Annotated in this window: 9 protein-coding genes; 5 read left to right on the top strand and 4 right to left on the bottom strand. The window is 69.4% G+C overall.

Annotated elements, in window-relative coordinates; translation table 11 throughout:
- Positions 1–14 precede the first annotated feature (14 nt).
- A complete protein-coding gene (locus AB0L59_RS16325) occupies positions 15–1,511 on the bottom strand; it encodes a hypothetical protein (protein ID WP_365583470.1) in 1,497 nt (498 codons plus the stop codon).
- Positions 1,512–1,650: 139 nt separating this feature from the next.
- Positions 1,651–2,391 carry a BTAD domain-containing putative transcriptional regulator gene (locus tag AB0L59_RS16320; RefSeq protein ID WP_365583599.1) on the bottom strand — a complete coding sequence of 247 codons (741 nt, stop codon included), beginning with the start codon at positions 2,389–2,391 and terminating at the stop codon, positions 1,651–1,653.
- Between the two features lie 968 nt (positions 2,392–3,359).
- On the opposite strand from AB0L59_RS16320, the gene AB0L59_RS16315 reads away from it, so the two are divergent.
- On the top strand, positions 3,360–3,902 hold the full coding sequence (locus AB0L59_RS16315; protein WP_365583467.1) for a glycoside hydrolase family 25 protein: 543 nt from the start codon (positions 3,360–3,362) through the stop codon (positions 3,900–3,902).
- 17 nt (positions 3,903–3,919) lie between these two features.
- Here AB0L59_RS16315 and AB0L59_RS16310 read toward each other — a convergent pair whose 3' ends face one another.
- Complete coding sequence (locus AB0L59_RS16310; RefSeq protein ID WP_365583464.1) at positions 3,920–4,171, bottom strand: hypothetical protein; 252 nt, start codon at positions 4,169–4,171, stop codon at positions 3,920–3,922.
- 583 nt (positions 4,172–4,754) lie between these two features.
- Here AB0L59_RS16310 and AB0L59_RS16305 point away from each other — a divergent pair.
- From AB0L59_RS16305 to AB0L59_RS16295, 3 genes are all read left to right on the top strand, one after another.
- Entirely contained in the window at positions 4,755–5,708 is a 954-nt protein-coding gene (locus AB0L59_RS16305; RefSeq protein ID WP_365583461.1) for an SDR family NAD(P)-dependent oxidoreductase, read from the top strand.
- Positions 5,709–5,821: 113 nt separating this feature from the next.
- Positions 5,822–6,640: an SDR family oxidoreductase gene (locus AB0L59_RS16300; protein WP_365583458.1), complete on the top strand. Its 819-nt coding sequence runs from the start codon at positions 5,822–5,824 to the stop codon at positions 6,638–6,640.
- 299 nt (positions 6,641–6,939) lie between these two features.
- A complete protein-coding gene (locus AB0L59_RS16295; protein WP_365583456.1) occupies positions 6,940–7,098 on the top strand; it encodes a hypothetical protein in 159 nt (52 codons plus the stop codon).
- A gap of 53 nt (positions 7,099–7,151) precedes the next feature.
- On the opposite strand, the gene AB0L59_RS16290 is transcribed toward AB0L59_RS16295, so the two are convergent.
- On the bottom strand, positions 7,152–11,285 hold the full coding sequence (locus AB0L59_RS16290) for a hypothetical protein (RefSeq protein WP_365583453.1): 4,134 nt from the start codon (positions 11,283–11,285) through the stop codon (positions 7,152–7,154).
- Positions 11,286–11,511: 226 nt separating this feature from the next.
- Between AB0L59_RS16290 and AB0L59_RS16285 the strand changes: the two genes are divergently transcribed.
- A complete protein-coding gene (locus AB0L59_RS16285) occupies positions 11,512–12,486 on the top strand; it encodes a helix-turn-helix domain-containing protein (RefSeq protein ID WP_365583450.1) in 975 nt (324 codons plus the stop codon).
- Positions 12,487–12,743 lie beyond the last annotated feature (257 nt).

Here is a 12,743-nt window from a genome sequence, read left to right as displayed (position 1 = left end):
TTCCTTTCGTCTCATCAGTCCCAGGGCGTCACCGTGAGTCTGATCCTCGCGTCCTCTCCGAGGATCGGGCCGGCGGTGACGGGCAGTTCGACGTCGCGGACCCAGTCGCCGCGAGGGGGGTTGTCGTCGTCAAGGGCGCGGAGGTCGGGCTGGTACGTGCTGATCGAACCGGTGATGGCGGAGTTCCAGGTGGCCGAGAGCACGGACGCGCCGGCGGGGTCGGTGCCGACGTCGACGACGAGGATGTCGTCGAAGTCCGCGGTCTGTTCCAGGTGGTCCGTGAAGCTCAGCAGGGTGTCACGGCGCCGCAGTGACAGGATCCGCAGATGCAGCGCGTACCGCATGGCGCCCGCGTCGTCCGGGCGCAGGCCGCTGCTCAGGAAGGTGGTCACGAGCGGTACGGACGCCTCCCTGTCCTGCAATTCGATCGGGCACCACTGGGCACTGGTCCGCTCATGAGTGACGATCTGCAGGCCGCGCACCGACAGCAGCACCTCGGCCTGCCAGGTGGTGTCCGGCCGCTGCGGCAGCCGGGCACCGACGAGAGCGGCCTCCACCTTGTGGTCCCCGAACAGGAATCGCCGCAGGTTCTGGTAACCCTCCTCGGAGTTGACGAGCCCGTAGGGCCCGCTGTGGCTACGGTGCACATAGGCCTGGTACGCGTCGGGCACATAGGCGTTGTCGATCTGCACCAGGCCGTCGCTGCGGGGCCCGACCGTGGCGGCCGAGAGGCCGCGCGCCACGTCGTAGTCGGTCGGGTCGGTGCCGATCAGACAGAAGACATGGTGGGGAGGGAAGGCGAACGGCCGGTCCTGGGGCATCGCGCGGGCGTCCCAGTTCCCCGACGGACCGTCCGGGTCGGCGAGTGCCTTGGGCGTCAGGTACTCGTACATCCGCTGGGGTCCGAAGATCTCCGCGCCGTTGATGCCGGTGGTGTCACGCAGCTTTTCCAGTACGCCGAAGCCGACGTCGAAAGCGATGCCGCCGTGCGGGGTGCCGTAGGTGAAGAGCTTGCCGACGTATTCGGCCGGATCGCGGTTCATGTCCGGGAGGATCTTCTGGATGAGGCAGCGGCACACCAGACCCCCCATGGAGTGGGCGACCAGGTGGACACACGGCGCCCCGGACTTCTCCTTGATCGCCTCGATCAGTGTCAGCAGGTCCTCCGCGGCAGTCTCCAGCCGGAAGTCTTGAGGACGGCCGCCCCAGGTGGTCGCGGACGTGTCGTAGAAGCGGTGGATCCAGATGCTGTCCGGCGGAATCGTGTCGTGGGTGGAGAGGTAGAGTTCCTGGCCGCCGTCGACCAGGATCCGGTAGCCCTCGTCCAGGTGCAGCCGGAGCAAGGGGCTTTCGAACTCGTAGAAGCACGGCTTGTCGTCCGGTCCGATACGGATGTGGGTGGAACCCTGGTTGAAGCCGTAGAACGGATCCGTCACCGCCTTGTCGATACCGGCGGTGCCGCCGGCGTATCCCCGTACATAGATGATCGGAGGTCTCGAGGCCCGTGCCATGCGGTCCTCCAGAGGGTGGCGGGGCCGCCGGCCCACATTGGCCGGGCGTCCCGAAAGCGGGCTCGGTGGGGAGGTGAGGGCGTCAGGGAAATCCCGATCCACGCTACGGGCGCGCCGTCAGCACGGCGTCACCCTGGCGTCACCCACCTGGGAAGACGGCGAGCCCGTGACGGGCCAGCAGGTGGGCGAACTGTGGGGAAGGCTCCACTCCCAGCTCCTCCCGCAGCAGCCGCCGGAACGAGTGAAAATGACGGACCGCCTCGCTGACGTTTCCCTCGGCGAGATGTGCGGACACGGCGGCGCGGTTCGCGCTCTCCCGCAGCGGTTCCGTACGCACGCTCTCCCACGCCGCCTCGAGCGCGAGCGCCGGCTTCCCCTCTCGTACGAGCGTCTCGGCCAGCGCGTCGAGGGCGTGCAGCCGTAGCTGCCGCAGGCGTTCACGCTCCAGCAGGACCCACTCCTCGTCCCAGCCCGGCAGCAGGTCTTCTCCACCCAGCAGGCCCTGCGGGAGCTGCGCGTGGGGCGGGGAGCTGCCGCCCTGCACGACAAGGAGTGCCGTCTCGGTGAAGGCGTGCACGTCGACGCGCAGGCTCGAGGCCGGTACGAGCGAGTCCCCGCTGCACCGGATCAGCGGCTGCTCACAGCGCGGAAGTTTCCACAACGTGGTGCGCAGGCTGCCCCGGGCATGGTCCTCGGTGACCTCGGGCCACAGCGTTCCGGCGAGGACCGAACGGGAGACGCGCCGCCGCAGCGCGACGAACGCCAGCAGGCGCTGGCCATTGCGGCACAGTTCGACGGGCTCGGCATCGCATTCCAGCCGGAAATGGCCGAGCAATCGCAATTCCGGAGGGGAAACCACCTTGATCGCCTCGCTCACCATCACCCGGGTGAGCGCGTCCCGGGAGGGCCACGGAAGCCTCTGACCACCAGTTTCAGCCGGTGGGTCCGAACCGTGCAACCCGGCGACCGGTGCGTGTGCCCGCCTGCGTGACTCAGGTGGCGGGAATCCGCAACCGGAGAGAGCATGAGGAAGAGGTGAGCGGCGCCGCCCTGCTGCAGGAGCCCACGACCTCCCCCGGCGTTCCTCCCTTACTCCGGCACCGGTGCGACCCGACGCCCTGTGGCTCTGGACGGAGCTGCGCAACCATCCTGTCGACGGCCACGAGGCCGGCGGTCACTTCGGTGCGGCGACGGCCATTCGATCCGCGCGACGACCGTGACGGGGACGGACCCATGGAAACCGCCGCGGTCCGCAGGAGGAGGACGTCTCGCAGAGTCCGTTCCGGGTGGTGCGCCCGGCGGTCGGGCTCGTCGTGGAGTTCGACCTGATCGATCTGCGGTTCGGCGCCCACCGCCGGGTACGGCGGACCGAGGCCGACTCGCGTTCTCTGTAGCCGGGTTACCTCAGCATCACGTGAGGACAGGCCCCCCCGCCGCCCCGCCCGGCGGAACGTGCCGCAGTGCCGATGGCGACGGCCATGGAACAGCGCAGTGGGACGAGACTGTTGACCCGGGTAACGGTGCGGGAGGCCTTGCCGACGTGCCGAACCAGAGCGGGTGGCACCGTGTGAACGCCGGAATCCGGGCGCCTATACAGGGCGACGGCCCCGGTCACGGACTTCCAGGTCCACTGAACCTCCGACTCCTGCCGGAAACATGGCAGTCCTGCCGTCGACTTCGGGTGAACCCGGAAACATTTCAGCTCCCCCAAGGTCACGGAATCCTGGAAGGATGGAGTGGCACCCCCGATACATATTACCTGCTCAACTACCCCTCGCCCGCGCGGTACTTGGCGGATCGGCGTATTCTTGATATGCGAAATCTGTGATACGAACGGAGGAAGCCTTCATGAGCACCAATGGCATCGACGTATCGTCGATCCAGCCCGCCAAGTACGACGTCTCAGGGATCGACTTCGTGTTCATCAAGATCACGGAGGGTCACAGCTACACGAACCCCAAGTGGGTCGCCCAGAGGCAGACCGCCCGCAAGGCCGGACTGGTCACCGGTTTCTACCACTTCGCCCGCCCCGGACCGTACGAGGTGCAAGCGGACTACTTCCTGTCCAAGATCAACCTAGCTGACGGTGACATCCTCGCCCTGGACTGGGAGGACCCCGGAATATCGGGGGAATGGAAGGACGCATGGATCAAGCGGGTACAGCAGAAAGCGCCCGGCCACAAGGTGATCCTGTACTGCAACCGCGATTTCTGGGTGCACCGCGACACCACCTCGTTCGCCGGTGACGGCCTGTGGATCGCCCAATACAACGGCCATCCGGGCAAGCCCGACATCCAGCACCCCTGGGTCTTCCACCAGTACACCGACCAGCCCCTGGACAGGGATCTCGGTATCTTCAAGAACAAGGCGGAGCTGGTCACATGGTGCTGACCGCCGGCTCCCGCTGATCACTCTCCGCTCTTCGGCGACACGACATGCACGGCCCGCGGGGCCGTGTTGGAAATACCCTTGATCCCGAAATACGCGGTGGTCATGCTGCTCACCGCGGTAAAGGCGCTGCTGAGAATCGCCACCGAGTCCCGCGTGTCACGTGTCCACCAAATACCCAGGACCGCCGCGGTCGTGATGGTCAAGTCCCCGGCCAGCACAGCGAAACAGCCAGTCAAAGACCGGGTCTTCTCGACCTTTTCGTTGAGCATGCTGAACGAAGCCGGCGAAGACATCATGACCCCCAGGTGTGGCGAATCCGGTCAGACTTTCCGCAAGATTGATCGCCGGGCGATCACAGAACGAATAATCACCGGACCCCGCTCGACAGCCGAACGGACGCGCCGGACCCGTCGCCCGCTTGGCCGCGCGAGGAAGGGCCGGCCCGCGGACTTCCCCCTCAGTGACGATTCGCATGGCAGTCTCCCGCCGAGGCCCACACCGCAGGACAGGAAGGGCACCGGCGCGACGACCTTGCCGCAGGGTGCGCGTGAGCCAGGTCCCGCCCTCTCGAACGGGTTGCTCCTTCCACCGACCTGGTTCAGCTGACACTGTTACGCGGGTCGGTCCGACTCCGGGGAGCACATCGAGGACTCCGGGGAGCACATCGAGACGGTGGGCCGCACCCCGCTCGTTCCGCAAGTAACTATCTAGTTATTGACAAGCTCGCCGCCGTGACCTACGTTCAATATATCTATCCAGATAGTTACCTAGTGAGGGCTCCGTCGGCTCGCTCTTCCCGCACCGCACTCAGCTGACCCAACGGCCCTCGGTCATCCCAGCAGGAGATCTTCCATGTCCACATCCCAAGCGTTCGGAGCGACCACGACAGCCGCCGAGGTCGTCGACGGTGTCGATCTGCACGGCCGCCGGGCCGTCGTGACCGGTGCCAGTTCCGGCATCGGCGTGGAGACCGTGCGCGCGCTCGCCGCGGCGGGCGCCGACGTCACCCTGGCCGTGCGAAACCCCGACGCAGGCGCCGAGGTGGCGGCCCGGATCGCGGCGGACCTGCCCGCCGGCTCGGGGAAGCTGTCCGTCGGCCGGCTCGAGCTGTCCGACCGCAGCTCGATCACGGAGTTCGTGGCGGGGTGGGACGGCCCACTGCACATCCTGGTCAACAACGCGGGCATGATGTCTCCGCCCCAGATCGCCCACACGCCCGACGGTCGGGAATGGCAGTTCGGGGTCAACCACCTGGGGCACTTCGCGCTCGCCACCGGCCTGCACCCGGCGCTCGCCGCTGCGGGCGGCGCCCGGGTCGTCGCGGTGAGCTCCATCGGCCACCAGTTCTCGCCGGTCGTCTTCGACGACCTGGACTACCGCTTCCGCCCTTATGACCCGTGGACCTCCTACGGGCAGTCGAAGACCGCCGTGGCCCTGTTCGCCGTCGGAGCCGCCGAGCGGTGGGCCGGCGACGGCATCGCTGTCAACGCCGTGATGCCGGGCAACGTCGGCGACACCGGCCTGGCACGTCACACCGACATGGAGGCCGTGGCCGGCCTGATCGCTTCCGGGGCTCTCGCCCTGCCACCCGCCAAGACCGTGGAGCAGGGCGCCGCGACCTCGGTACTGATGGCTGCCTCGCCGACCGTGACCGGGGTCACCGGCCAGTACTACGAGGACTGCGCGCCGGCGAAGATCGTCACGGAGCGCGGCAGCAACATCGCGGGCGTCGCTCCGTACGCGCTGGACCCGGACAACGCGGCACGCCTGTGGACGGTGTCCGAGCAGTTCATCCAGGAGCGGTGACCTCCACCGCACACCTTTCAGTCGTTCTCGGGCCTGCGAGCGCGAGGAACGGTGACGATTCGATCCGGGCGCCACGGCTCACCCGGGCATCCCCATTGGAGCAGAGAGACATCATGAGCAAGGTCTGGTTCATCACCGGTACGTCCCGCGGCCTCGGGCGCGCCTTCGCCGAATCCGCGCTGGAACGCGGCGACAAGGTCGCCGCGACGGCCAGGAACATCAGCTCGCTGGACGAGCTGACCACCAAGTACGGCGACGACGCGGTGCTGCCGCTGGCGCTGGACGTCACGGACAAGGCCGCCGTCACCGCAGCGGTGACCGCCGCACGCGAGAAGTTCAACCGTCTCGACGTCGTCGTCAACAACGCGGGCTACGGCCTGTTCGGCATGACCGAGGAGATCACCGAGCAGCAGTTGCGCGACCAGCTGGAGACCAACCTGTTCGGCGCGTACTGGGTGACCCAGGCCGTGCTGCCGACCTTGCGCGAACAGGGCAGCGGCCACATCGTGCAGGTCTCGTCTGTCGGCGGTGTTGCCGCGTTTCCGTCGCTGGGCGCCTACCACGCGTCCAAGTGGGCGCTCGAAGGCTTCAGCGAGTCCCTCGCCCAGGAGGTCGCCGGCCTCGGGATCAAGGTCACCATCGTCGAGCCCGGCGGCTTCTCCACCGACTGGGGTGGCTCCTCCGCGACGCACGCCGCGCAGCTTCCCGCCTACGACCAGGTCCGCGCGGCCGTCGCGGCCCGCTTCGGCGACGCCCGATACAGCGAGCCTTCGAACGCGGCGGCCGCCCTGCTGCAGATCATCGACGCCGAGAACCCGCCGCTGCGGGTGTTCTTCGGAACGGAGCCCATCGAGATCGTCGAACCGCTGTACGCGCAGCGCCTCCAGACCTGGAACGACTGGCAGCACGTCTCCCAGACCGCACAGGGCTGAGCGGTCACCCGGCCGTCAGCGCCCGATCAACACCAAGGTCACCTTCTTCACCCTTCAGGCGGCTGCCCGGCGCGCGCCAACACGATCCTCCCGACCGCCGTCGAAACCGCAGGCGTCCGCCCGGTGCGGCAACTCCTCGCCCCGCGGGCACATCGGCCGCCGGATGGGCGGTGTCGACGAGGTCGCGGACGCCGCCGAGTACTTCGCGTCCGACCTGGCGGCGTGGGTCAGCGGACAGAGCCTGCCGGTCACCGGCGGCACATTCCAGTGGCCACCGGGGGCACGGGATCAGCCGGGACATGGAGCAGGTGGCCGCCGTCATCGCCGCGGGCGTACTCGCGCTGCCACCGCAGAAGGCCGTCGAGCAGGGCGCCGTGACCTCGGTGCTGCCGGCGGCCTCCCCGACGGGTCAGGGTGTTACCACCGCTCTGTCGACGAGCCCGTACCCGCACCCCTGACAGCGCTTCGCCCCGCCGCACAGCGACGGGGCGAAGCATTGCTCCCTGGATGGTTACTTCATGTTCGCCAGGGCCGCGTCGACACCCGCGATGGGCGAGCCGAGGCCGGTGACGGTGTCGTAGCCGGGGCCGGCCGTGCACTCCGGGCCGCAGCGGCCGTTGGAGCCGGAGGTGACGTCCCGCAGGGAGGTGGTACCGAGCGCGTAGACGTCCGTGTGCGCGGTGTCGCCATCCGGGCCGTCGGAAGCCAGGTGCGGCTTGCCGGCGGCGGTCCGGAGCTGGTCGGCCGAGGCGATGATCGCACCCCAGATCGGGGCGGACAGGCTGGTGCCGCCCACCTTGAACCACACGGACTGGCTGGTGCCGCCGTAGGTCATGGTCAGGTACACCGGCACGCCGGTGGCGGGGTCGGCCACGAAGCTGACGTCCGGCGTGGCCCGCAGCGGCGAGGACTGCACGCCGTCCTGGTAGGCCGGGCGCGGCTCGAAGTAGCTCAGGCCGCCGCCGGTGGCCCTCCACGCCGTCTCGTCGACGGTGTTGCCGTCGGCGTCCAGTTGGAGGTTGGTACCGCCGATGGCCAGGGCGTAGGGGTTGGTGGCGGAGTAGCCGCCGGGGTAGCCGCCGTCCCCGGTGGACTGTACGCAGACCGCGTCGGCCAGCTTGCAGTGGCCGTCGTAGAACGCCTCCTCGGAGAACTCGCCGGCGCCCCAGCTGTTGCTGACCGCTGCCGGGTGCAGTGCCGCGGCCGCGTCGTCGGCCCGGGACAGCGCGGCCATGGTCGGGTCCTTCGCCTCGACCAGGACGATCTTGGCGTGCGGGGCCGCCGAGTGCGCCCACTCGATGTCCAGCGCCGCTTCCTCGTTCCAGCCGGTGTCGACGTCGGGCCGGGTGCCGTCCGCGTAGACCTGCTGGAAGTCGAAGCAGTCCTCGCCCGTACCGGCCGTGTCGCAGGTCTGCGGCAGGCCGAAGTGTGCGGAGAAGTGGTTCAGGTCCGCCTCCGCCGTCGGGTAGTGGTAGGCGTCGACGATCGCGATCGTCTGGCCCGTGCCGTCGCCCTTGAGGCCCAGGCGCGCCTGGATCTGCTGCGGGGTGTAGCCGGGGGCGACCTCCTTGGCGTTGTCCTGGGCCGCGCTCAGCTTCTTGGCCGCCGGAGTCTTCTTCTGGATCTCGATCGGGACCGAGGCGGTGCCGATCGGCATGTCGAGGTCCTTCAGCGGGCTCGCGCTGCGCGTCCGGTCACCGTGGAACTGACCGGCCTTGGCGGCGGCCTGCGGGGCCACGGCCGAGGTGCCGCCGTTCGCAGGGGCCGGGATCCGGGTGGGCTCGCTCTCGGAGAGCTTGTAGGTGGTCAGACCGTGCGGGAGGTAGTCGATGTCGTTGACGGCGCCGCCGATCGCCTGGGCCGAGATGTTCAGGGCCTGCCAGTCGAGCGCGAGACCGATCATGTCGTCGCCGGGCCCGTCGCCCAGCTTCGCTGTTTCGACCTGGCTCGCGCCCAGGGCGAAGTCCGTGGCGCTCTCGCGGAGGAACCCGTCGTTGGCGGCGAAGGGGGTGTCGTAGGACCACAGGTTCTGGTAGGCGCCGACGAACGCTTCGGTTCCGCCGACGGACCTGGCGAACACTCCGGAGTGGAAGCCGAAGAAGGTGGGCACGTCGTAGGGCTCACCGCCGTCCGCCGGGTACACGAAGTCGTTGAACTCGCGCATCTCGACCAGGCCGGTCTTCTTGGACGCGACGAAGCCCTGCGACATTCCGGGGCTGTCGTAGTTCTTGATCACCGCGCCGGTGCGGGAGTCGAGGATCTGGACGAGGTGGTGGTAGGTCCTGAAATCGCCGCTGTACGCGAAGGCGACACCATGCCCGTCCGCGCCCGGGATGTTCGGGTCGGCCAGGGCGGGATCGGTCGGCACGATCGCGACGGCACCGGAACCGCTCGGGGTCTCGGTCCAGTTCGGGGTGCCGGTGGCGGCGTCCAGGCTGACCGCCGTCGGCGCGGGGTCGGTGGCCTCCGTGGGCAGGCCCCTCCCGTGGTGCGTGCCGCCGTACTCGAAGAACAGGTGCCCGGCGCCGTCCGTGGTGATGCTGGAGAAGACCAGGCTCTTCCCCTCCGTGCCCTTCGGCTGGTACGTCCAACGCTTTTTGCCCTGCGCGGTGTACGCGGTCAGGCTGCTGCCCGGGACGACGATCTCGGAGCCGCCGTGGCCGTCGCCCACGACCGTGAGCGAGGCGACGAAGCCGCCGGTGTGCACGTTCGCGCGTGCCTCACCGCTGTGCGTGTCCAGAACGGCGAAGCCGTGGTCGGTCGCGGCCACCACGGAACCGCCGGCCGAGTCCTTGCCGGGGTTCGGCAGGAGACGCAGGGCGTGTACCGAGCTGTCGACGGTGGCCCGCCACAGGACGGTCGGCGCCGCCTTCTTCAGGGTCCTGCCGTCGAGGGCGAAGACCCCGCGGCTCTGGCCGGCGACGAGCAGATCCTTGGTTCCGTCCCGGTTCACGTCCGTGGCGACGGCCGCGTAGGGGTCGCCGGCCAGGGGCATGGCGTGCAACGTACCGCTGCGGGGGTTGACCGTGTAGGCGGTGTCGTCATAGCCGACGGTGAGGAGTCCGCCCTGGTATTGGGTGAGGGTGTCGCCGGAGACGGCGCCGTCCTGCCGCCAGTCCAAGTGGCCGGTGATGGCGTTCAGTCCGATGAGCTGGGTGTGGTCGGGACCCGCCGGGGTGGCGGCGGTGGCGGTCGTCGGGTCGGAGAGCGAGGCGAAGACCTCGCCGCCCTTGGCGGCGGAGGACAGCTCCATGGTCGGGGCGTTGGGTCCGCCGATCGTGGAGGCCGTGGTGTAGGACCAGAGGGTGTGGCCGTGGGCGTCCCAGCCGGAGATGGTGCTCTGACCGTCCGACATGTCGGCGTCGATGCCGAGCTCCGCGACCGCGAACCGGGGCTGACCGCCGTGCGCGTCCGGGAGGACCTCGAACGCCTCCGGCACAGTGCCCTCACGTGATGCGAGCACCGCTCGGTCGCCGCTGTGCGCGTCGATCGCGGTCAGGTCCCAGCGCACCTTGTCGAAGGGGTCGTTCTGTTCGACCACCAGGACGCGGTCCGCGCCCGGGTCCTTGACCAGCATGCGCGGGTAGCCGGGGGTCTTGGTGTGCGCCGCGACGCGGCCGTCGGAGGTGTCGAGCACCAGCACGTTGCCGTCGGACGGGCGCGGGCTTCCCAGGTCCATGGGGGTGTCGGACCAGGACGCGGCGATCCGGCCGGTGCCCATCGACGTCAGACCGCCCCAGTAGGCCCAGGGCGCGTGCGTCGAGTAGGTCCAGGCGGCGGTGCCGGTGAGCTTGCCGTCACGAGCGCGGCCGAAGGTGTAGGCGGTCAGATTGCTGCGGCTGTCGCCCTGCTCGGCCACCGGATCGCCGGACCAGTCCGGGCCGACCGCGTTGGCGACGATCAGCTTGCCGTCCTGGACCAGCATGGTGCCGACGTAGCCGGGGATCAGCTTGCTCCAGGCCGTGTTCCCGGTACGGCCGTCCAGGACGGTGACGAAGGTGCCGTAGTCCACCTTCGAACCGGGCGAGGAGAACGGCCGGAACGGCCAGTCGCCCACCGCGTAGGCGACGGCGACGTCCTGGACACCGTCGCCGTTGAAGTCGCCCGTCACATACGGTTGCTTACCGGTGGCCGACATCTGGTACGGGTTGTAGCCGGCATAGAGGTTCGGCAGATAGGGGTAGGGCTGGAACCAGTTGTCGGGCGTCACCCGCCAGTCCTTGTACAAGGAGGTGGCTCCGCGGTTCCACACCTGCTTGCCCTGGGCGTCGTACCGGGCGACGGTGCCGCCGCTGAAGACTCCCACCCAGTCCTTGGTACCGCCGAGCGCCAGGCCCTCGGCGAAGCCGCGCGCGGTCTCCCATCCACCGGTCCGCTTGAAGCCGGGGGCGGTGGACGAAGTGTCGGTACGCGTGCCCGCCGTCACGGTGGGCTTGGTGCCCGGCAGCGCCGGAGCGGCAGCGGCGGGGCCCTCCTGGGCGGCGACCTGACCGGGCGTGCCGTCGATCCGGGGTTCGTACCTCTTACTGAGCTTCTCGATCGCGGCGGCGGTCAGCCGGATGCCCTTGGCGCCCTGCGGTGGGGTTGCCTGGGCCGGTGGTGTGACCAGCAGGCCGGCGGCCAGCGCCAGCACGGTGGCGACCATGCCGGAGCGTATGCCGTTTCCACGGATTCTCAATGGACCACGCGCCTCTCGGGTGGGGAACGGGGCGGCCGACTCACAAAGAGCACTGGTGAACCGCCCTTCAGGGGATGCCGGTACTGTTCCAGCGCACCCGCCTCAGTGGGTGAGGATCGGCTGGCCGGTACCGGTCAGCCGCCGGTTGCGGCCAAGCACCGCTTGGCCGGGAAACGCAGGAGGGAGAGAGCCTGTGCTGGAACCCCTGGGTCTCGACGATCCGACGGAGCGCACCTACCGCCACCTACTGGCCTCGCCGCCAGTCACCGCCACCGAACTGGCCAGGCATCAGTCCTGCAGCACGGCACAGGCCCGCCGCATGCTGGAGGAACTCGTCGCCGCGGGCCTCGCCGTCCCCTCGGCGGCACGGCCCACCCGCTACGCCCCGCTGGATCCGCGCATCGGCCTGGCCGCCCTGATCCGCGCGCGCCGTCTGGAGTTGGAGCGCGCGGAGGCGGCTCTGGACGCCTACGGCGCCGAGTTCAACGAGCGCAAGCTGAGCTCCGATCCGAGCCGGCTGGTCGAGATCATCGAGGGGCCGACCGCGATGACCGACTGGCTGACCGAGCTCATGGCAGGCGCCGAGCAGGAGGTCCTGTGCTTCGACACCCCGCCGTATCTCACGGCTGACGCGAGTGCGTTGCGGGCCGAGGAGGACCTGCTGGCCCGCGGAGTGCGGGCACGGGCGATCTACTCGAGCGAGGTGCTGGCGATCCCCGAGCGCGCGGAACTGCTCCAGCACCTGGTGCTCCTCGGGGAGCAGGCCCGGGTGCTGCCCCATGTGCCGCTGAAGCTGCTGGTGTTCGACCGCCGCGACGCCATCGTCCCGCTCACCGCAGGCGCCGACGGCCTGCGCAGTACGGCGGCGCTCGTCCACCAGTCACCGCTGTGCGACGCCCTCGTCGACCTCTTCGAGGTGAGCTGGCAGCAGGCCACCCCCGTCTTCGGCAGCGAGGCCCGGCCGGCGGACGACCACCCCGACCTCGGCGAGGACGACCGCGCTCTGCTCCACCTGCTCCATGCCGGGCTGAAGGACGAGACCGTGGCGCGCCAACTCGGCCTGAGCGAACGCACCCTGCGCCGCCGGATAGCCGGCCTGACCACCCGCCTCGGGGCGACGAGCCGGTTCCAGGCGGGCGCGCAGGCGGTTCGCCGTGGGTGGATATGAATGCCGCAGCGCGCTCCAGGCGCTCGGGGGCGACGGGCCGTGGGCGCCGGTGCACCCTCGAGCACCGGCGCCCATTCACCCCTGCCCGGAGGTGGCCTGATGAACTCGTGTCGAGGTGTCGGGGGACAAGGATGAGACGGATCGGGTCACCGGCCTTGCTCTCGACACGGTTGACCGCCACCTACGTGGACGGGCCCTCAGAAAGGTGGCAGGCCCAGCTCCCGAAGCCGGGGGTGCCGCCGTACCTCGCACGGCAC

Source organism: Streptomyces sp. NPDC052109 (assembly GCF_040680195.1).
Lineage (GTDB): Bacteria > Actinomycetota > Actinomycetes > Streptomycetales > Streptomycetaceae > Streptomyces.
This window is presented reverse-complemented; position numbering and strand designations above follow the sequence as displayed.